The organism is Tessaracoccus sp. SD287, assembly GCF_017355265.1.
Lineage (GTDB): Bacteria > Actinomycetota > Actinomycetes > Propionibacteriales > Propionibacteriaceae > Aestuariimicrobium.
Window position 1 is genome coordinate 70878 of sequence record NZ_JADIJQ010000009.1, and the last position, 21244, is coordinate 92121.

16 protein-coding genes are annotated in these 21244 nt (G+C 70.3%); 2 read left to right on the plus strand and 14 right to left on the minus strand.

The genetic code is table 11. The features are described from left to right. Positions 1 to 28: 28 nt before the first annotated feature. The 6 genes from IPV09_RS05550 to IPV09_RS05575 form a co-directional block, all read right to left on the minus strand. The gene (locus tag IPV09_RS05550; protein WP_207474235.1) at positions 29 to 1318 is read right to left on the minus strand and encodes an ABC transporter substrate-binding protein; all 1290 of its coding nucleotides are present in this window, start codon (positions 1316 to 1318) and stop codon (positions 29 to 31) included. A gap of 71 nt (positions 1319 to 1389) precedes the next feature. Further along, positions 1390 to 2295: a carbohydrate ABC transporter permease gene (locus IPV09_RS05555; protein ID WP_207474236.1), complete on the minus strand. Its 906-nt coding sequence runs from the start codon at positions 2293 to 2295 to the stop codon at positions 1390 to 1392. Next, positions 2295 to 3236, minus strand: coding sequence for a carbohydrate ABC transporter permease (locus IPV09_RS05560; RefSeq protein ID WP_207474237.1), 942 nt, complete (start codon positions 3234 to 3236; stop codon positions 2295 to 2297). The genes IPV09_RS05555 and IPV09_RS05560 overlap by 1 nt, the downstream gene beginning before the upstream one ends. Positions 3237 to 3378: 142 nt before the next feature. Next, on the minus strand, positions 3379 to 6798 hold the full coding sequence (locus tag IPV09_RS05565; protein ID WP_207474238.1) for a bifunctional proline dehydrogenase/L-glutamate gamma-semialdehyde dehydrogenase: 3420 nt from the start codon (positions 6796 to 6798) through the stop codon (positions 3379 to 3381). A gap of 3 nt (positions 6799 to 6801) precedes the next feature. Then, a complete protein-coding gene (gene pepN, locus IPV09_RS05570; protein ID WP_207474239.1) occupies positions 6802 to 9336 on the minus strand; it encodes an aminopeptidase N in 2535 nt (844 codons plus the stop codon). A 25-nt stretch (positions 9337 to 9361) separates the two neighbouring features. Beyond that, the gene (locus IPV09_RS05575; RefSeq protein WP_207474240.1) at positions 9362 to 10342 is read right to left on the minus strand and encodes a LacI family DNA-binding transcriptional regulator; all 981 of its coding nucleotides are present in this window, start codon (positions 10340 to 10342) and stop codon (positions 9362 to 9364) included. A 176-nt stretch (positions 10343 to 10518) separates the two neighbouring features. Between IPV09_RS05575 and IPV09_RS05580 the strand changes: the two genes are divergently transcribed. Then, positions 10519 to 11634, plus strand: coding sequence for a YihY/virulence factor BrkB family protein (locus tag IPV09_RS05580; protein ID WP_207474241.1), 1116 nt, complete (start codon positions 10519 to 10521; stop codon positions 11632 to 11634). Then, positions 11634 to 12695 (plus strand): alcohol dehydrogenase catalytic domain-containing protein, encoded by a 1062-nt coding sequence (locus IPV09_RS05585; protein WP_207474242.1) that lies wholly within the window; start codon positions 11634 to 11636, stop codon positions 12693 to 12695. Before IPV09_RS05580 ends, IPV09_RS05585 begins: the two co-directional genes overlap by 1 nt. Here the strand turns inward: IPV09_RS05585 and dhaL are convergent. The 8 genes from dhaL to IPV09_RS05625 form a co-directional block, all read right to left on the minus strand. Continuing rightward, positions 12692 to 13324, minus strand: coding sequence for a dihydroxyacetone kinase subunit DhaL (dhaL, locus tag IPV09_RS05590; protein WP_207474243.1), 633 nt, complete (start codon positions 13322 to 13324; stop codon positions 12692 to 12694). The two genes, IPV09_RS05585 and dhaL, sit on opposite strands and share 4 nt — an antisense overlap. Before the next feature lie 3 nt (positions 13325 to 13327). Then, positions 13328 to 14302, minus strand: coding sequence for a dihydroxyacetone kinase subunit DhaK (locus tag IPV09_RS05595; protein ID WP_207474244.1), 975 nt, complete (start codon positions 14300 to 14302; stop codon positions 13328 to 13330). Positions 14303 to 14431: 129 nt separating this feature from the next. Then, entirely contained in the window at positions 14432 to 15685 is a 1254-nt protein-coding gene (locus IPV09_RS05600; protein ID WP_207474245.1) for an alkaline ceramidase, read from the minus strand. Next, positions 15682 to 16827 carry an amidohydrolase family protein gene (locus IPV09_RS05605; protein WP_207474246.1) on the minus strand — a complete coding sequence of 382 codons (1146 nt, stop codon included), beginning with the start codon at positions 16825 to 16827 and terminating at the stop codon, positions 15682 to 15684. Before IPV09_RS05605 ends, IPV09_RS05600 begins: the two co-directional genes overlap by 4 nt. Further along, entirely contained in the window at positions 16818 to 17594 is a 777-nt protein-coding gene (locus IPV09_RS05610) for a sugar isomerase domain-containing protein (RefSeq protein WP_207474247.1), read from the minus strand. Before IPV09_RS05610 ends, IPV09_RS05605 begins: the two co-directional genes overlap by 10 nt. Continuing rightward, positions 17587 to 18342, minus strand: a complete 756-nt coding sequence (locus IPV09_RS05615; protein WP_207474248.1) for a 6-phosphogluconolactonase — start codon at positions 18340 to 18342, stop codon at positions 17587 to 17589. The genes IPV09_RS05610 and IPV09_RS05615 overlap by 8 nt, the downstream gene beginning before the upstream one ends. Beyond that, a complete protein-coding gene (locus IPV09_RS05620; RefSeq protein WP_207474249.1) occupies positions 18339 to 19634 on the minus strand; it encodes an AGE family epimerase/isomerase in 1296 nt (431 codons plus the stop codon). The genes IPV09_RS05615 and IPV09_RS05620 overlap by 4 nt, the downstream gene beginning before the upstream one ends. Continuing rightward, the gene (locus IPV09_RS05625; protein WP_207474250.1) at positions 19618 to 21144 is read right to left on the minus strand and encodes a sodium:solute symporter family protein; all 1527 of its coding nucleotides are present in this window, start codon (positions 21142 to 21144) and stop codon (positions 19618 to 19620) included. The genes IPV09_RS05620 and IPV09_RS05625 overlap by 17 nt, the downstream gene beginning before the upstream one ends. Positions 21145 to 21244 lie beyond the last annotated feature (100 nt).

Consider the following 21244-nt stretch of genomic DNA (forward strand, 5'->3'; position numbering starts at 1 on the left):
GGATTCAACAAAGAGTGGACGCGGCAGCTCAGAGCAGCGGCTTGATGTCGCGCTCGTAGACCTTGGTGGTCTCTTCGGCGAGCTCGCCGAACACCTTGGTCACGTCCTCCTTGCCGATGGTGATGCGGTCGAGCCCGGCACCGATGCGGTTGCCGCCACCGGGCACCAGGACGCGGGCGAAGTCCTGCGGCGCGGTGTTCTCGTTGAGCTGCTTGATCGCGGTCATCGCGTTGGGGTTCTTCTCCAGGAACGCCTTCTCGGCCGGGTCGTTGACGGCCTCCTTGCGCACGGGCATGTAGCCGGTGGCCTGGGTGAAGGTGATCGTGTTCTCCACGTTGGTCATGAAGTCGATGAACTTCACGGCGTTCGTCTTGCGCTCGTCGGAGATGCCGTTGGGAATGGCCAAGCCGGCACCGCCGGTGGCTGCGCCGGGGGCGGGCCCGGGCAGGTAGGTGGTGACGAACTTGAACTTGGCGCTCTTGGTCAGGCCGCCGAGCACACCGGTCGACTGCAGCAGGCCGGCGGCGTCGCCGATGCCGAAGGTGTTCGAGGCGTCCTTGGTGATGCCGATGTGGCCCAGGTTGAACTGTTCCTGCAGGAACTTGCCCGCCTCGATCGACTCGGCCTTGGTGAAGGTCGGTTCCCACTCCTCGGAGTAGGCGCCACCAAAGGTCCAGATCATGCCCTGGAAGTACCAGTCCAGGTAGTTGGTGCCGTCGGGGACGATCAGCGCCGGCTTGCCGCCCATGGCCGTCTTGAGCTTGGGAGCCATCTCGGCGAACTCAGCCCAGGTCTTGGGACCGGCGGCGGGGTCGAAGCCGGCCTTCTCGAGCACCTCGCTGTTGAAGTACATGAGCGTGGTCGAGCGGGCGTAGGGCATCCCGTAGTGCTTGCCCTCAAAGGCGTAGTCCTCGCGCAGGGTGTCGACGTAGGTGCCGGCGTCGATGCTGTTGGACGACCACAGGTCGTCCAGCGGGGTGGTGGCCTCGTTGAGGGCGAAGTTGAACCAGGTCACGTCGGAGGCGACGATGACGTCGGGCAGGTCGCCGCCGGCCAGGGCCGCGTTGAACTTCTGGCCGAGTTCCTCGTAGTTGGCGCCACCGTCGACCAGGTTGGCCGGGGTGTCAGGGTTGGCGGCATTCCACGCGTCGATGATCTTCTGCTCGACCTCCTTGGAGGTTCCGGGGTGGTTCGACCAGAACTGGATCGTGCCGCTGCCCTCCTGGCCGGAGTCACTGCCACAGCCGGCCAGGCCGCCGAGCGCCATGGCGGCGGCTCCTGCGCCAGCGGCGCCGAGCACCTTGCGACGATTGATCATTTCTTGCCTTTCTTCGTGGCCCGAGCCGGGCCGGTGTGTCGTCCGGGCATCCGGACACAGCGGGTGGGCGGTCAGCCCTTGACGGCCCCAGCGGTGAGGCCCTTGATCATCTGCTTCTGGAGGACGATGAAGACGATCAGGATCGGGATGGTGGTCAGGACGGTGCCTGCCATGACGGGACCCCAGTTGGTCAGGCCCTCGTTCTGCTGCAACTGGGTCAGGCCGATGGGCAGCGGCGCCACCGAGGCGTCACTGGCGATCAGGAAGGGCCACAGGTACTGGTTCCACTCGGTCACGATGGTGATCAGCGCGAAGGCCACGACCGTTGGCCACGACATCGGCAGCACCACCCGGAACAGGGTGCGAATGAAGCTGGTGCCGTCCAGTCGGGCGGCCTCCATGATCTCGCTGGGAAGCCCCATGAAGTGGTTGCGCATCAGGAACGTGCCGAAGGCGACACCGGCCAGCGGGATGATGATGCCCTGGAAGGTGTTGCGCCAGCCCAGACCGGCGACCAGGGCGTAGTTGCTGATGATGGTGATCTGGTTGGGCACCATCAGGGCCGCGATCACCAGGATGAACAGGGCGTTGCGTCCCGGGAAGCGGAGGAAGGCGAACGCGTAGGCGCTCAGCACCCCCAGCGTCACCTCGACCACGGTCAGGATGCTGGTGATGATCAGCGAGTTGCGCAGGTACTGGCCGAAGCTCATCGCGTCCATCACGTAGGCGTAGTTGCCCGGCTCCCACGGGTTGGGCCACCACGAGATGGGGTTGGAGTAGATGTCGCCGTGCTGCTTGAACGAGGTGATGGCGATGAAGTACAGCGGCACCGCGATCAGCGCCACTGTCAGCGCGATGGCGCCGTAGCCGACGACCTTCGCGCCAGTGCTGGACTCGCCGGGGTCGCGGCGGCGTCCGGTGGGGGCGTCAAGCTCGTCGCCGCCGAGGGTCACCTCGGCGGGTGGCAGTGCAGTCATCAGTGGGCTCCCTTGTCCTGGATCCGCACCTGGATCACGGTGATGATGAGCACGACGGTGAACATGATGGTGGCCACCGCGGCGCCGTAGCCGGCCCGGTTGTTGACGAAGGTCTCCTGGTAGATCTGGAAGATCATCGTGGTGGTGCCGTTGCCGAGCGGACCGCCACCGGTCATCACGTTGATGATGTCGAAGACCTGGAAGGAGCTCAACAGCACCGTGATCAGCAGGAAGAAGGTGGTCGAGCGCAGCTGGGGCAGGGTCACCCGCCACAGCCGACGCCAGGCAGACGTGCCGTCGATCTCGGCGGCCTCGTCCAGGTCCTTGCGGCGGCCCTGGAGTGCGGCCAGGTAGATGACGAAGACGTAGCCGAGGTTCTTCCAGACGTAGGTGGCGGTGATCATGAACAGCGCCCACCCGGGCACCTGGTAGAACTGCGGGCTGTCCACCCCCATGCGGCGCAACAGGTCCTGGACCAGACCGAAGCCCGGGTCGAAGACGAACTGGAAGGCCACCCCGATGGCGGCGCCGCTGATCACGTAGGGGGCGAAGACCAGCGAGCGGACGAACCCGCGGCCCCGCAGTTTCTGGTCGAGCAGCAGGGCCAGGGCCAGGCCGAGGACCATCGACCCGGCGACGGCGACGACGGTGAACACCACGGTGTTCCACACGATGGTGCCGGTGTCGCGGGCGGTGAACCACTCGACGTAGTTGTCGAAGCCGATGAAGCGTTTGCGGGGCGAGGAGATGTTCCAGTGGTAGAAGGACAACCGGATGTTGTCGACCAGGGGCCGGTAGGTGAAGATGCCCAGCAGGACCAGGTTCGGCAGGATCAGCGCAGCTGCCAGCCCTACCTCTTTCCATGAGGTCTTGCGTTTGTGCTTGGGTGGTTCGACCGACGGATCGGCCACCACGACGCCAGGGATTCCGGTGCTCGTCACCCGCTGCACGCTATAGACCCCCGGTTGACTAAGCACGCACAACGCGCAAACTTTGCACAGTTGTTGTCTGACCATTCGCTGACATCGTGGCGTCCGGGACCCGATTCGCCCCCGGGGATGCCTCGCTCCCCAGCTCAGTACCTCACGCGTGCTGCGCGGTTCCCACGGCGGTACCCATCTGGTTGGCGACGCCGAAGCGGTGGTTGGTCACGCTGACGGCCTGCTCTGCGACGAAGGCCAGGGGTTCGAGCCGACCCGACTCGGTCACCGGCTGGGCATGGAGGGCGACGTCGCGGCGTGCACCCAGTGCGCGGGCGAGGGCGTCGCGGCCGGTGCCCAGCAGGCGGATGCGCGGGGCCGTCAGCCGGTCCAGCCAGTCGCCGTCCCCGACGCGGACCACCAGGCCGAGGCCGGCCAGCGCGGTGACGACCCCGCTGCCCGGGTCGGTGGCGCAGGAGATCTCGGGTCGGGCCCCCACCGACAGGGCTGCACCCACGACCCGCAGCAGGTCGACGACCCGCGCGTCGGCCTCGACCCTGACCAAGGTTTGGACAGGGCGGTAGCGCAGCAGGTTCGTCTCGGCCAGCAGTCCGCTCGGGTCGTGCCACCCGGTGAACTCGGCCCGGGCGAGGGCGTCGCTGTGCAGGGATCGCTCCAAGAAGGACAGGTCGCCGACGCCCAGACCGGCCGTCCGGGCCGCCGCGAGCAGCGCCCCAGCCTCGGGTGACAGGTGTTCGTCGCTGCCGGCAGGCCCATCGGCGGCAGGCCCATCGGCGGCGGGGGCGCTGGTCCAGTCGCTGAGCGCGATCAGGTAGTTCGGTCCCCCGGCCTTGGCGCCGGCCCCCACCGCCGACCGCTTCCAGCCGCCAAAGGGTTGGCGCCCGACGATGGCCCCGGTGATGCCCCGGTTGACGTACAGGTTGCCGGCCTGGACCTGGTCGACCCACCGGCGGACCTCGTCACGGTCGAGGCTGTGCAGCCCGGCGGTCAGTCCGTACTGGGGCTGGTTCTGCCAGGCGATGGCCTGGTCCAGGTCATCGGCCACCATCACCCCGAGCACCGGGCCGAAGTACTCGACTAGGTGGAACTGGTCACCCGGACGCACCCCGCCGCGCACCCCGGGGCTCCACAGCCGTCCGGACCGATCGAGCCGACGGGGCTCGACCCACCACTGCTGTCCGGGTTCGAGGCGGGTCAGAGCGTCGAGGAGTTTGCCCTGGGCCGGGCCGATCAGGGGTCCCATCTGGGTGCCGGGGTCCTCGGGCCAGCCGACCCGCAGCGACTCGACGGCGTCGACGAGCTGGGAACGGAAGCGTCGGGAGCGTCCCACCGCGCCGACCAGGATGACCAGGGAGGCTGCCGAGCACTTCTGCCCGGCGTGCCCGAAGGCCGAGGCCACCACGTCCCGGACGGCCAGGTCAATGTCGGCGCTGGGCGTCACGATGATGGCGTTCTTGCCGCTGGTCTCGGCCAGCAATCCCACTTCCGGGCGCCAGCCGGCGAACATCTCGGCGGTCTCGTAGGCCCCGGTGAGGATCACCCGGTCGACGCGCGGGTCGGTGACCAGCGCCCGGCCCACCTCCCCCTCGTCGGTGAGGGCGACCTGCAGCACCTGCCGGGGAACACCTGCGGCCCACAGCGCCTCGGCCACTGCCAGCCCGCAGCGCTCGGCCTGGGGTGCAGGCTTCAGCACCACCGCGGCACCGGCGGCCAGCGCCGCCAGTGTTGACCCGGCCGGGATCGCCACCGGGAAGTTCCAGGGCGGGGTGACCACGACCAGGTGCGGCGGCCGCTGCACGGCGCCGTCGATGCGCTCGAGGTCCTCGGCACGGTCGGCGTAGTAGGCGGCGAAGTCGACGGCCTCGCTGACCTCGGGGTCGGCCTCGGCGATGGTCTTGCCGCATTCACCGGCCATCACCACGAGCAGGTCGGCCCGCCGGCGCTGCAGTTCGGTCGCGGCCGCACGCAGCACCCGGGCGCGACCGGCGGCCCCCCGCTGCTGCCATCCGGGCGCGGCCGCGGTGGCGGTGGCCAGCACCTGCTCCAGGGCGTCCGCATCGGAGACGCGCGGCCAGTCCAGCGGCGCCACCTCGCCGCCCGGGGCGACCCGGTCGAGCAGTTCGGCTGCCCAGGCCAGGTTGGCGGGCAGCGCCGGGTCGGTGTCGGCGGTGTTCACGAAGGCCCCGGGGACCGGCGGGGCCAGCGTCCCGGCATGCTCCACCCTCCGGTCCTGGGTTCTGCGGGGCCGCGGCACCGCCTCGTCCAGTGCCTCCAGCGACGCGTGGAAGCGGGCGGCCTCGCGGTCGAACATGGCCGGGTCGTCGGCCAGGTCGAACAGGGCCGACATGAAGTTCTGCGGCGCCGCACCCTCCTCCAGACGCCGGATCAGGTAGGCGATAGCCACGTCGAAGTGGGCCGGGTGCACGACCGGGGTGTACAGCACCAGCGAGCCGACGGTGCGGCGCACCGCCTCGGCCTGGGCCGGCGCCATGCCCAACAGCATCTCGACGTCGACCGCCTCAGCGACGCCCCGCTGTTCGGCCAGCTGCCAGGCCCAGGCAATGTCGAACAGGTTGTGCCCCGCCACCCCCAGGCGGATGGCGTCGGCACGTTCGGGTCTCAGCGCCCAGTCCAGGACACGTTTGTAGTTGGTGTCGGTCTGCTGCTTGGTCGGCCAGGTGGCCGGCGGCCAGCCGCGCAGTTCGGCCTCGACCGACTCCATTGGCAGGTTCGCGCCCTTGACCAGCCGCACCTTGACGGCAGCCCCTCCCCGCGCCCGCCGCGCGGCGGCCCACCGCTGCAGCGACTGCATGGCTGCCAGCGCATCGGGCAGGTAGGCCTGCAGCACGATGCCGGCGTCCATGGCGGCGAACTCGGGCGCGTCCAGCAGTCCCGTGAACACGGCCATGGTCAGTGCCAGGTCGCGGTACTCCTCCATGTCCAGGTTGAGGAACGTGCCGGTACTCTGCGCCGCCCGGTACAGCGGCACCAGCCGGCTGATGGTCTGCGCGACGGTCTGGTCGAAGGCCCACGGGGAATGCGGTCCGATCACCGCCGACACCTTGACCGAGACGTAGTCGACGTCGTCGCGGCCCACCAGGGCGATCAGGTCGGCCAGCCTCCGGTTGGCCTCGGCGCGGCCCAGCACCGCCTCACCCAGCAGGTTGATGTTGAGCCTGGTGCCGGGGCGACGGAGCCGGGCGAGGTTGCGGCCCAGTGCCCGGTCGCTGGCGTCGACGACCAGATGGCCGACCAGTGACCGCAGCGCCCGGCCGACGATGGGCGTCACCACCCCCGGGGCGATGCCGGACCCGAAGGCCGCCAGCCGCAGCCCCGCCCGCAGATGGGGCGGGATGGAGCGCGGGACGTCACCGGCGAGCGCCCGCAGGGTGGCGGCGGCGACGTGCGGATCCTCCGGCCGGACCACCCCGTCGACGAACCCGACGGCGAAGTCCAGCCCGGCCGGGTCCCGCAACAAGCGGGCCAGCTGCTGGGGGCCACCGCCGACCGGCACGCCGCGGGCATCGTCCAGCCACTCACGCACCAGGTCCGCGGCGTCCATCGCTCAGCCGTTCGCGGCCTGGGCGCGCAGCGCGCGTTCGGCACGGTCGGTCTGCTCGACGACCAGCCGGCGCAGCGCCGTCGGGGCGTCGGGGTGGCCCTCGAGCCAGGCCTGGGCGGCGGCCACCACGGACGCGCTGGGCTCGGGGTAGAGACCGGTGACCAGTCGCTGGGCCATCTCGATGGAGTGGTCGCGCCACAGGCCGGGCAGACGCTCGAAGTACCGGGCGTCCTGGTCGGCCAGCAGGTGGCGCGACAGGGGCAGGACCAGACCCACCAGGACGGCGTCGACCTGGGCGTTGGAGTAGCCGCCCGGGGTCAGCGCCTCGTCCAGCAGCTGTGGTTTCAGGGACGCGTCGGGCAGTGCGGCCCGGGCCGACAGCAGTTCCAGTCGCCCGTCCATGGTGTCGTCGGCGGCGAGCGCGGCCTGCAGGTCATCGGCGTCCAGCGCGCCGGTCGCGGCACCGGCACGCACCACCGACCAGCGCAGGTCGGGCCCGATCTCGAGTCCTGCGGGCGGGGTGTTCGTCAACCGGTCGACCAGGTCGTGGGAGTCGGGGACGACGGCCGCCTGCTGGGCCACGGCCCGGGCCAGGAGGAGTTGCGCGTCGGAGCCGGCGTCGGCTTCGGCGAGCAGGCGGTCCAGGGCAGCCAGCTGCCGCTGCCGGACGGCGGGACGAGCAGACTCGGGCAGGTAGGCCTCGATGGCGGCGTGCGCATTGCCCAGCAGGGTGGTCAGGGTGGCGGCGTCGGTCTCGGCGGGGGCGTGGCGTTGGACGGCTGCGACGTAGTCCTCGACCCGCAGCCGGGCGTCGCGGACCATCATCCACAGCTGGCTCCACAGCAGCGCCCGGGCCAGCGGGTCGGCCAGCCCGGACAGGTGCGCCAGGGTGGTGGCCAGCGAGCGGGGGTCCAGGACGACCTTGGCGTAGGTCCAGTCGGCGTCGTTGACCAGCAGCAGGTCGGGTGCGAGCTGCCCGGCCAGGTCGAGGTCGGCGCCGGCGCCGGTCAGGTCGCTGGTGATCTGCTGACGCAGCGTCAGCAGGTCACCAGTGAGGTCGTAGAGGCCCACCGCCAGGGTGTGCGGGCGCCCGACGGGCTCGCCGGTGAGGGCGTCGACCGAATGCTGCTCGACCGCGGCCCGGGTGATGGTGCCCTTCTCGTCGACCTCCAGCACACCGGTCAGGGTGTCGGGTCCCGAGGTCTCCAACCAGGCGTGGGTCCAGGCGGACAGGTCGCGTCCCGAGGCCGCCTCCAGTGCGCCGAGCAGGTCGGCGAACTGGGTCGACCCGAAGGCGTGGGTGCGGAAGTACTGTCGGGAGCCCTCGAAGAAGGCCTCGACGCCGACGTGGTGCACCAATTGCTTGAGCACCGAGGCGCCCTTGGCGTAGGTGATCCCGTCGAAGTTCTGCTTGGCGGCCTCGATGTCGGGGATGTCGGCGGCAATCGGATGGGTGGTGGGCAGTTCGTCCTGGGCGTAGGCCCACGCCTTGCGTCGCCCCGCGAACCCGACCCAGGCCTCGGGGAAGCCGGCCGCCTCGACATTGGCGTGGCTGCCCATGAACTCGGCGAAGGACTCCTTCAACCACAACTCGTCCCACCAGCGCGGGGTGACCAGGCCGCCGAACCACATGTGCGACATCTCGTGCTGGATGGTGTTGGAGCGACCGGCGTACTGGGCGCGGGTCGCCGCCGACCGGAACAGGTACTGCTCTGTGAAGGTCACGCAGCCCGGGTTCTCCATGGCGCCGAGGTTGTACTCGGGGACGAAGACCTGGTCGTACTTCCCCCACGGGTAGGGGTAGGCGAAGTTCTCGTCGAAGAAGTCCAGGCCTGCCTTGGTGACCCGGAACAGTTCGTCGGCGTCGAGGGTCTCGGCCCGCGAGGCGCGGCACCACACGCCGAGCGGGATGCTCCGCGACCCGTCGGCGCTGGTCCAGGTGTCGGTGACCCCGTGGTAGGGGCCGGCGACAATGACGGTGATGTAGGTCGACAGCGGCGGCGTCTCGGCGAAGTCATGGTGGGTGCCGGTGACGGTCGCCGGCTGGTTGGACAGCACCGTCCAGCCCTCGGGGGCGGCGACGTGGAAGGTGTGCCGGGCCTTCAGGTCGGGCTGGTCGAACTGGGCGTAGACCCGACGGGAGTCGGTGGGCTCGTACTGGGTGTAGCAGAACGTCTGCCCGTCAGCCGGGTCGGTGAACCGGTGCAGGCCCTGGCCCGAGCGGGAGTAGCGGGCGCGTCCCTCGACGGTGACCTCGTTGGGCTGGCCGTCGGTACGCAGCCCGCTGACGGTGACGGTGGCGCCGTCGTAGCCCACGGCCTGGGTCTGGCCGTTGACGGTGACCCGGTCGACGTCCCCGTCGAGGAAGTCAATGCCGATCGTCTCGACACTCGAGGTGAAGCGCAGCGTCGAGCGGCTGCCGAACAGCTGCTGGTCGGGGTCGACGGCGTCGGTGATGTCGAGCCATACCTCGATGGTCTCCAGGCCGATCGTCTGGCTGCGGTGGCGCGCCGTCTCGCGGGTCAGGTTGGCCGTCATGGGTGCCACCCTATGACCGACGGGCTCACCCGGGCAGCGGTGGGGTGGTCTGCCGCAGCACCAGATCGCCCTCGACCACGATGCGCTGCGGCGCGGGGCGGTCGTCCCGGTCGAGCAGCACCTGCACTGCCCGCGAGATCGCCTCACTGATCCGCAACGAGATGGTGGACAACCGAGGATGGGTCTGGATCGGCAGCGCGTCGTCGCAGCCGAGCAGGCTGACGTCACTCGGCACCCGGATGCCGAGCAGCAGCAGTCCGTCGAGCACCCCGTGGGCGATGATGTCGTCGAAGGCCACCACGGCGTCGGCGCCGGTGGCGGCCACACCGGCGGCCAGTTCGCGTGCCTCCGCATAGGTGCCGGAATCACCGTGCAGGAAGCTGGCCTGCATGCCCAGTTCTGCGCAGACCCGTTCGACGGTGCCCCGGCGTTCGGACTGGGCCCAGGACCGGCGCGGACCGCCCACGTAGCAGACCCGTTGGGTGCCGCACGCGGCCAGGTGCTCCAGTCCCTGGCGCAGCGCCCGGGCCGAACTGGTCAGCACCCGGTCGACCCCGTCGGTGTCGGTGTTGACCAGCACCACCCGTCCGTTATGGGCGACGTGGCGGATCTCGTCGGCGGTCAACCGGCTGGAGGCAATCACCAGGCCCTCGGTCTGCGGGGTCATGGTGGCGATCTGGCGGCGCTCCTGGGCAGGGTCGGAGTGGGTCTCGGCGACGAACATGCTCAGGTCGTGGTCCTGGGCCGCGCGCTGGGCGGCGCGCACCAGTTTCGGGAAGAACGGGTTGATGATGTCGGGCAGCACCAGTCCGATGGCCCCGGTGCGTCCGGTGGTCAGGGCCTGGGCGTGTCGGTTGGGGATGTAGCCGAGTTCCTCGGCAGCGTCCTTGACGCGCTGGACGGTGTCGGGCAGCAGCCGCTGGGGATGGTTGAAGGCCCGCGAGACGGTGGACGGGGCCACGCCGAGGTAGCGGGCGACGTCGACCAGCGAGGCTCGTCCTGCCATGTCTCAACTGCCCGTCGGGCAGGGCGGAGTGGGCATGCCCGGACTGTACCGCGCCGCCGGGGTCTGGCGGCGCAAAAGGGCGGGTCGTCGGCTGTGCCCCGCCACAAGTCCATCCGGCACCCTTGGACGCGGCGTAGAGTCGGCCGCCCGTGCCCATCCACACCGGAGGTGCCCTCGTGTCCACCGATCCACGCCACCACAAGGAAGACCCCTCGGCTGCCCCCGACCCCGAGGACGAGCGCAAGCCGGATTCCCCCAGCGACATCACGGGCCCGTCGTGGCGCTACGCGCTGCGGACGACGCTGCGGCAGTTCTCGGCGGACGGCTGCACGGACCTGGCGGCGGGGCTGACCTACCGCAGCGTGCTGTCCCTGTTCCCCACCCTCATTGCCCTGGTGTCCATCCTCAGCATCTTCGGCCAGAGCGGCCAGACCCTGCAGACCGTCCTGGACCAGGTCCGCGGCATCGTCCCGGCCACCACCTGGGACACCATCAGCCCGGTCCTGGAATCCCTGTTGACCACGCCCGCTCCCGGGATTGGGCTCGTCGTGGGACTCGCGGCGGCCATGTGGGCGGCGTCGGGCTACGTCAAGGCCTTCGGACGGGCCATGAACACGATCTATGACGTCCCCGAGGGTCGCGGCCTGGTCAAGCTGACCGCCCAGATGGTGGGGCTGACCGCGCTCATCCTGGTGTTCGGTGCCGCAGCCATCATGATCGTCGTCCTGTCGGGCCCCGTCGCCGAAGCGGTGGGCCGGGCGATCGGGCTGGGGTCGGTCGCCATCGCCGTCTGGGGCATCGCGAAGTGGTTCCTGCTGGGCCTGATCGTGGTGGTGGTCGTGGCACTCCTCTACTACGCGACCCCCAATGTGAAGCAGCCCACGTTCCGCTGGGTCAGCCTGGGCGCGTTCATCGCCATCGTGGTCTCGGTGCTGGCCTCCCTGGGCTTCTTCTTCTACGTGTCGAACTTCGGCAACTACGACGCCACCTACGGGGCGCTGGCCGGCGTCATCGTCCTGCTGCTGTGGATGTACATCATCAACGCCATCCTGCTCTTCGGCGCCGAGGTGGACAGCGAACTCGAACGCGCCCGACAACTGCAAGGTGGGATCAAGGCCGAGCAGGAACTGCAGCTGCCCGCCCGTGACACCAAGGCAAGCGACAAAAAGGCCAAGAAGTTCCAGGAGGACGTCGAGCAGGGCAGGAACCTGCGACTCACCGAAGGGGAGAGCCTCGAGGGCCCCCCGGCTCACCCAGATGACCGCAGCGACGTGGACGCGGGGAAGCGCTGATGTTGGCCTACGAGTACCAGAGCGACGGCGTGCTGCGCCTGGTCGAACGCGCCGACCCGGTGGCGGCCGCGGGCGAGGTGGTGGTCCAGGTGGCGGCCTCGGGCATCTGCGGCACCGACCTGAAGATCGCCCGCGGCCAGCACCGCCTGTACCCCGCCGGAACGGTGCGGATCCCGGGACACGAGGCGGTCGGGGTCATCACCCAGAACCGCAGCGGACAGGACCTGTTCGCCCCGGGCACCCGGGTGGCCATTGCCCCCAACATTGCCTGCACCAGGTGTCGGCCGTGCCGTCGCGGACTCGGCAACCTCTGCGAGAACTACCAGTCGGTGGGGCTCACCTTCGACGGCGGCTTTGCCGAGCAGGTACTCATCCCGGCCGCGGGCGTGGCCGCCGGCAATGTCATGGTCGTGCCCGACGGCCTGGACATGGCCGTGGCGTCCCTGGTCGAGCCGATCGCCGCGGTGGTGCGTGGGCTGCGCCCCCTGACCCTGGGCAGCGATGACACCCTGCTGGTCTGCGGTGCCGGCCCCATCGGGCTGATTGCGCTGCTGGTCGCCCGGCACCGCGGCGTCGGCAGGGTGATCGTCAGCCAGACCTCGCCGCACCGCAGAGGCATCGCCGAACACCTGGGGGCCGATGCCACCCTTGACCCGCGCGAGGGTGACCTGGCGCACCAGGTGAGGGACCTCACCGACGGCGCCGGGGCCGACGCCATCGTCGTGGCCACCCCCGTGGCCCAGGTCTTCGCCGACGCGGTCCGTTCGGCCGCGAAGGGTGGCCGGATCAACTTCTTCGCGGGGTTGCCCACCGGCCAGGGGGTGGTGGGGCTGGACGCCAACCTGGTGCATTACGGCGAGCTGGTGCTCACCGGCTCGACGGCGAACACCAACGCCGACTGCCGCGAGGCCCTGGACCTGCTGACCGAGGTGCCCGAGGTGTTCGCGCCGCTGATCTCGGCGCGCTTCCCGTTGGAGCAGGCCGACCAGGCCTTCGCAGCCGCGACGTCCGGGGACAACCTGAAGGTGCTGGTCACACCCCGGACGCCGCTGCCGGCCTAGGCCCGCTCGATGCCGTCGGCGATTGTCTGCAGCAGGATGACCACCGACATGGAGCCGGGGTCACGGTGACCCCGGGCCCGCTCCCCCAGCGACTTCGCCCGACCGAAGGCGGCGACCATGTCGATCGTCGACTCCGATCCCTTCTCGGCGGCCTCTGCTGCCGCACGGGCAGCAGCAGCCAGACCATCGCCGGCCGCGGCCCGGGCGGCCTCGGCGGCCGGCACCAGGGCATCCAGCATCGTCTTGTCACCCACCTTGGCCTTGCCGCGGGTCCCGATCTGCTCGGCGGCGGCCGCCAGGGCGGCCGCGTAGCCCTCGGCATCCAGGACGTCGCCGGTCAGCACCTTGGCCGGGGCCCGGAACATGGTGCCGAAGATGACACCCGAGGCACCACCACTGGTGGCCAGCACCGCGCTGCCCACGGTCTTGAAGGCGGCACCCACGCTCGGCAACTCGGCCGTCTCGAGGGCAGTCATGCCGGCCCCGAAACCGTTCGACATGCCCTGCCCGTGGTCGCCGTCGCCAATGGCCCGGTCCGCCTCGCCCAGTTCCTCCTTGGCGTCGATGATGGCCTGGCAGGCCGCCAGCAGGATCGTGCGGACCTGTTCTGCATCCAGTGTTGATGCCATGGCTCAGGCCTGGGTGAAGGGGACCGACTCGCACGGCGCGTCGAGCAGTTCGACGATCTCGTCGGTCAGCTTCAGCAGGGTCAGCGAGAAACCGGCCATGTCCTGGGAGGTGAAGGGTGCGCCGATGTCGGTGCGCTCGACGGTGATGCCCTTCTCCTCCAGCAGCTGGGCGAGCCTGCGGTAGACGATGAGCAGTTCCATCTGGGTGGTGGCGCCCAGGTTGTTCAGCAGCACCGCGACCCGGTCACCGGACTCGAAGGGCAGGTCGACCAGAATGCGGTTCAGCATCTTCTCGGCGATCTCGTCGGCGGGCACCAGCTTGGTGCGCTCGACCCCGACCTCACCGTGGACACCCAGGCCGATCTCGATCTCGTCGTCGCCCAGTTCGAAGGTCCGCTTGCCAGTGTCGGGCAGCACACCGGCGCGCAGCGCGATGCCAATGGTGCGGGTGTTGAACTCGACGCGTTCGGTGACCGCGGCGGCCTCCTCCAGCGACAGACCCTTGGCGCACGCGGCGCCGGCGGCCTTGACGACGTAGAAGGCGCCACCGATGCCGCGGCGTCCCTCACGGTCCTCGGTGGCCACGTCGTCACGCACCAGGACGGTCTTGGAGACCACGCCGTTGTCGGCGGCGTCCTCGGCGCCCAGGTCGAAGTTCAGGATGTCCCCGGCGTAGTTGCCGTAGACGACCAGGACACCGGCACCGGCGTCGGCCGCCTCGATGGCCTCCTGGACGTGCTGGGGTGCGGGTGCGGCGAAGATGTTGCCCGAGACGCTGGCGTTGGCCAGGCCCGGGCCGACGAAGGCGCCGTACATGGGCTCGTGGCCCGACCCGCCGCCCACCACCAGGCCCACCTTGCCCTGCTCGATCCGGGTACTGCGGACCACCCGTGAACCCGGGTCGCGGGCCAGCAGGCCACGCGAGATGGCCACCAGCCCGTCCAGGGTTTCGTCCACCAGGTCCTCGGGAGCGTTCATGATTTTCTTGACTTGAGCCATGACTACCTCATCGTTGTCAGGAGCGCCGTCGACGGGCGGCACTGTCGTGCACGCATCCTTGCGTGTCCCGCCCACGCTACCGCCCCCGGTGGCAGCCCGGTAGGGGGCTCAGGGGTCCAGCAGGCCAGCGGCCACGTCCACCAGAGCTTCCAGCGAACCCCTGCTGAACCCGGCCGGCATCCCGTAGTAGCGGTGCGCGTCGACGACCTCGTAGCCACCCAGGGGGTACTCGTGGGCCGACGGCAGGTAGCCGGGCACCCCGTCGCAGTAGCCCAGCACCAGCACTGGCCCGTCGTGTCGGGCGGACAGGGTCTCGGCGGCGGCCAGGAAGGGTTCACCGGGCAGGGTGACCAGCGACAGACTCCCCCAGGACACCGTGCACGTGCGCCCTGCCCAGCTGGTGGCGGGGTCGGCGGGAAGGTTCTCGGCCCAGGCGAGCCAGGCCTGCAGCAGCGCGGCCCGCGGGGAGTCGTGGGCGACTTCGTGGCGCCATTCGGCGGCCTGCCGGGCGACCAGGTCACGGTCAAGGGGGTCAAGGGCCAGGTGCACACCGGCGCTGCGGACGCTGGCCGGTCCGGCGCCAGTCACCGGCGCCAGGTCGGCGGCGATGGCGGCGTCAGCCAGCAGTCCCCCGACCCGTGCCGCCTCGGCGAAGGTGCGCTGACCGGCCCCGGCGACGGTGTAGGAGGCTTCGGCGCTGTGTCCGGTGTTCACGTCGCCGGCGGCGCCGGTCAGGAACACGCAGGTGCCACCGTGGCGGGCCTCGACCAGGTCGCGCAGCGGGCCGATGTAGTCGGCGCTGACCAGCGTGTTCGACCCGTCCAGCACCACCGGATGGCACGGGTAGCTGAGCATGGTCGCCACCCGATGGCCGTCGGCGTCGTCGAAGGCGACCACGTGCAGCGGCGGGTCGATGACCGACTCGAGGTGGCGCCGGTTCCTGGCGATTCCCAGGCCGCGCACCTCGGCGTGGCCGGTGGTGCAGGCGACCGCTGCCGCGGCTGCCCGGGACAGTGCCCCGACCGCGGCCGCCATCGCGGCTCGGCGCAGTGAGGGCACGTCGCCGCCCACCCGGTCCAGTCCGATGCACGGCCCGGCGTGGGTGTGGGTGGCCGCCACCACCACCTCGTCCAGGGGTGCGGCGGCCAGTGCCCGCGCCCGGATCTCGGCGCAGGTGTCCTCGTGCAGGACGCAGCAGTCGATCGACACCAGGGCGGTGCGGTCGACGACCAGCGCGCGCACCGTCATAGGGTCGTGGGTGCCGGTGGCCGGTGTGGTGCGGGCGGCGAAACCGGCCAGGGGGGTGCCCACCGGCACCAGCACCTCGGCGGTGGCGGCGCCGACCCTCGGCTGCCAGGTCATGGGGCGCGGCGTCCGCCGGCGACCACGTCGACGACGGCGCCGCGGTCGTCCAGCAGGCACAGGTCGGCGCGTCCGCCGGGCTGCAACCGTCCCGGACGGATGGTGCCGCCAGTCAGGTCGGCCACGACCCGGCCCGGGGTGGTGGCGGCCAGGTCGATCACCTCGGCCAGCGAGAACGGGGTGTTGGCCAGCGCCCAGACCACGCAGTCCGCCAGGCTCACGGCCGCACCGGCCAGCAGGTCAGTGCCGACGTAGGACAGCCGCCCGTCGGGGCTCAGTTCGACCTCACCGCCGACCGGTGTCCGGTACCGGCCGGGGGCCGAGCCGGCCAGTTCGACGGCGTCGGAGACCAGGAAGGCGCGCCCCGGACCCAGCGCCCGCACCATGGCGGTGAAGGTTTCGGCGGGCAGGTGGTGGCCGTCGCCGATCAGTCCGCAGGTCAGCCGGTCGTCGGCGAGTTGGGTCCAGATCGGGTTGGGGTGCCGGGCCAGGGTGGCGAAGATGCCATTGCCCAGGTGGGTCGACAGGGTGGCGCCGGCGTCGACGGCGCCCTGCAGTTGCTGGGTGGTGGCGTGGGTGTGGCCGAGTGCGACAGCGATCCCGCCGCGGACGATGGCCGCCACCTGGTCGCTCGCCGAGGCAGTGTGGGGAGAGACGGTGAGGTAGCCGACGGGGCCGTGCTGTGCCCACCGCTGCACCTCGGCGGCGTCGATCGGGCGAATGTGGGCGCGGTCGTGGACGCCGCGCGGGCCGTCCTGGTCGGAGATGAAGGGTCCCTCGACGTGGGCGAACGGGATCGCGGCTGCGGTGTCGGGGTCGCGGCGGGCCTCGGCGATCGCCGACAGCCGGGCCGTGATCTGGTCCTCCGATCCGGTGATGACCGTCGGCACCCAGGTGGTCACCCCCCGCTCACGCAGGGCCGCGGTGATCCGATGGAGGTGGTCGGCGCTGGGCTGCTCGGCGTTGACGTCCAGCCCGGCGAAGCCGTTGACCTGCAGGTCGACCAGTCCGGGCACCAGCCAGGGCAGGTCGGCGTGGCTGCGTCCGGGGCGTTCGATGCGTTCGACCAGGTCGCCGGCCACGTGGACCCGCAGGACGTCCCCGGTGCTGGGGTCGCGCCCCTCGACCACGGTCACAGCCACTTCACCCGCCCCCGGAAGCGGTCAATGAAGCGAGCATTGGCCTCGTCACCACCGGGCGCGTTGCCCGAGCGCCACATCGGCACCTCCACGTCGTCCGCGGCGAGCAATTCCAGGGTCTGCAACACCAGCCAGTTCAGCGCGAAGGCGTTGGCGAAGGTCGAGGTGGCCCCCGACTTCTCCACTGCTCCGGGCACCTGGACCACGGCGTCGCCGATCGGCACCCGGGTGTCGATGTGCACGTCGACCAGGTCGTGCAGGTTGGCCCTGCTGGGATGGCGCGCCGGATGCTCCGGTGCGGTGTCCTCGGCGTGCTGGCGCGAGGAGACGCCGACCAGGGTGGCGCCAAGTTCCCGGGCCCGCAGCGCGGCATCGACCAGGGCGGCGTTGATGCCGTAGGCGTTGACCAGCACCAGCAGGTCGCCGGCCCCGACCCCGGCATTGTCGATGACGATGCGTCCGTAGCCGGGGGTGCGTTCGATGGCCATCGATCGCAGCGCGCCACCGGACAGCAGGGTGCCCTCGTCCAGGATGGCCGAGACGTGCATCAGCCCACCGGCGCGGAAGAAGATCTCCTGACTGGCCAGGTTGGAGTGGCCGCCGGGTCCGTAGACGTGCACCAGCCGGTCCTGCCTGATCTGCTCGGCCATCAATCGGGCGGCCGCCAGCACGGCCTGGCCCTGGCTGTCGCGGATGCCGGCCATCAGGGTGGTGACGGCCTCGAAGTAGTTGGCGCCAATGCTCGAAACCTGGCTCGGGTCCTCACTCATCGTCGGTCTCCGGTGCGGACTCGGCGTCGACGAACAGGTGCACGTCGGGGTGCGTCTTGAGCGCCGTGCCCGGGTGCATCGGGTCGAGGGCGCCGACCACGGTCTGGGTCACGGCGTCACGCTTCTCGGCGCCGGGCACCGAGCAGATGACGTGGCGGGCGTTGAGCAGCCGGGGAATGGTGACGGTGACCGCGTGGCTCGGGACGGCGTCGAGGTCGGGGAAGTGCCCCTCGTCGACCTGCTGCTGGCGTGAGACCTGGTCGAGTTCGACCACTCGTGCCCCGCTGGGGTCGTCGAATCGGGCGGGCGGGTCGTTGAAGGCGAGGTGGCCGTTGACGCCCAGCCCGCACAGGGTGACGTCGAAGGGTTCGGTGCCCATCAGGTCGTCGTAGCGCTGGGCCGCGGCCTGGTGGTCACCGCCCTGGACCTCCATCCGGTGAAAGGTGCCGGGGGCGTCGAGCAGGTCGATGAAGTGGGTCTGCAGCCAGTTGCCGAAGCCCTGGGGGGCGTCGGGCGACAGGCCCAGGTAGTCGTCCATGTGGAAGAACTCGACGCGGCTGAAGTCCAGTCCGGACGCGGCCAGCACCGTCAGGGTCGCCTGCTGGGACGGTGCCGCGGCCAGCATGACGCGGGCGCTGCCGCGTTCGGCCAGGGCCTCACCCAGCAGGTCGGCTGCCCGGCGACCCGCGTGATCACCCAGGTCGGCGCGGTCGGCGCAGCGGTGCAGGTGCAAGTCGTACAGCGTCATGGGTGGGGGCTCCTTGCCGGTTCGGTGGTGGCGTGCAGTCGGTTGAGCAGCAGCAGTGTGCGGATGATGTGGAAGGGGTCCTTGACGGGCAGTGCGACCACCTCGTCCAGGGGTGACCCGTCGCGGCGACGGATCTGCAACCACTCCCGACCGCCGGGGTCGGGGAAGGTGGTCATGGTGTAGTCCTCGATGACCTGCGCCCACTCGGCCAGGCGGGGGTCGCCGGTGCGCTGGGCCAACAGGTGGGTGGCGTACATGGCCTCGGCATGCACCCACCACAGTTTGGTGTCCCAGGTCGAGGCCACCAGTGTCTCGTAGGGTGAGGCGGTCTCGGCGACGGTGGGACCCACGGGTTGGCCGCCGTGGCGCTCGACGTAGCGCAGGATCCCGCCGTAGGTTTCGTCCCAGCCGACCTGGCACGCCGCCAGCGCCAGACCGGTCAGGGTGGCCGGGTCCAGGTCGCCGCCCACCTCGAGACGGTCGGCCTGCTGGTCGGCGCTGTGCACGAGCATCCACAGCAGTTCCAGCAGGTGCCCGGGGGTGCGGTGGCTGGCCAGCATGGTGTCGGTGGCGGCCGCGGTGAGCGGCTGGAACTCCCACCAGGTCTGCTGGTCGGGCGCCAGGAATCCGTCCCTGCCGAGCAGTCGCTCACGCGCCCGGTCACGGACCCCGCGGACGGCCGCGCTGTCGTGGGCACGCAGCAGTTCGGAGGCAACGTGCACCAGGGTCATCGGGCCGGCCAGGTCGGCGTAGCCCGCAGGGACCGGGTAGGGCTCGCTGGGGGCGGTGCGGGCGGCGATGGCGCCGTCAGCGGCCAGCAGCACCCGGACGGCCTGCCGGTGCCAGGCGTCACGACGGTCGTCGTCAGCGTCCATCACCCGCAGCGCGCCGGCGATGCCGAGCACGACGAACAGGTCGGCGAAGACGCTGGTGGACAGCTCGCCGTCCGGTCCGCTGGCGATCGGGTCGCCGGCGTCCGAGAGCCGGAAGCTGGTGGTGGCGTCGTCCAGCACGGCCCGCTCGATCAGCAACGCGGCGGTGCTGGTCGAGCGCTGGTCCCAGACGTCCGGGTCGAGATCGAGTCGCCCGGCGCGGGCCTCGTCGGCCAGTTCGGCGGCCAACCAGGCCCAGCGTCCCTGCGACCAGGTGTACAGCTCGGTGCTGGTGCGGCGCCCGTCGTTGCTGTAGCAGGTGTGGACGCCGCCCTCGGCGCGCACGGCCTGCTCCCACCAGGGCAGGACCACCTGTTCCAGGTGGTCCTGCCAGCGTCGCGGGTCAGGATGCGACGACATGCGCCTCGCGCTCCTCGACGGTCATGTCGGTGTTCAACGAGTCGACCAGGGCGTCGGTCTCGGGGGTGTTCTCGGGCTTGATGAAGCCGATCACGATGAACGAGACCAGGGAGGCCAGCACCGGGGTGGCGACGGTCCAGGCCGACGCCGTGTCGCCCAGTCCCTTGACCCAGTCGGACCACACCCACCGGTTGAGGCTGAACATGATCAGGCCCAGGGCGGTCGAGATGAGCGCAGCCGACGGCCCGGAGCGACGGAACGGCGACAGCATGCCCAGCAGCATCGGCACGGCCACCGGGCCGACCAGTGCCCCGAACCAGAGGATGAGCAGGCCCAGCACGCCGCCGAAGGAGTCGCTGGTCAGGGCGATGGCCATTGACCCGGCAATGAACAGGAAGGTCACGAAACGACCCATCCACAGTTCGGTCTTCTCGGGCAGGAAGCCGCGACCCTTGCGGAACACGGGGATGATGTCGCGCACCACGACCGAGGCGATGGCGTTGGAGTCCGAGGAGGTCATCGCCATGGTGTGGCTGAACATGCCGGCCAGCACCAGGCCGATCAGACCGGCGGGCAGCAGGTTCTGGGTCATCAGCGCGTAGGACTGGCTGGGGTTGGCCAGGTCCGGAACGATCAGCGGGGCCGCCCACATCGGGAAGAACAGCACCAGCGGCCAGAACAGGTACAGGGCGCCGGAGAAGAGCATCGAGCGCTTCGCCTCCTTGCCGTTGGGGGTGGCGATCATGCGCATCGCCAGGTTCCAGGTGCCGCCGTTGTAGGACAGGGTGGCGATGATGACGTAGGCCAGGAAGAAGGGGACGGTGAGGGTGCCGGCGAACGGGTCGGAATGCCCCTCGGGCAACTTGTCCCACATCGTCCAGATGGTCGAGAAGCCGTCGAGCCTGCCCATCACGGCGATGGCCAGCGCCACGGCGGCCACCAACTGGATGACGAACTGGCCGAAGTCGGTCAGCACGTCGGCCCAGACCCCGCCGATGGTCGAGTACACCATGGTGACGCCACCGACCAGCAGGATGCCCCACCCGATCGGGACGCCCGCGAAGACCTGCAGCAGGATGGCCGAGGCACTCCACTTGGCGGCCACGTCGAAGACCTTCAGCAGGGCGCCGGACCATGCCAGCACCTGTTCGGTGGCGACGTTGAAGCGCTTGGCGACGTATTCCAGCGGCGAGATGATGCCCAGCCGCTGCCGCAGCCGCGGCCAGCGGGGGGCAAACAGGAACATGCCGATGGCGCAGGCGATGGTGATGCTCAGCGCCCACCAGACGTAGACGGCGAACCCGACGGTGTAAGCCAGGGCGGCGTAGCCGACGAAGACGGCGGCCGAGTACCCGGACATGTGGTGCGAGATGCCGGTCAGCCACCACGGAATCTTGCCGCCGGCCACGAAGAAGTCGGCGGCATCCTTGATCTTGGACTTGGCATAGAACCCGATGCCGACCATGACGAAGAAGTACAGGACGATGACGATCCAGTCGAGAACACCCATCGCGAACCTCCCAGGGGTTGTGCTGCTGCGTTGCAGCCGTGGCCCGGGCCACGCTGACCCGGATGCGGCCAGACCCTTGCATGCAAACGTTTGCACACCA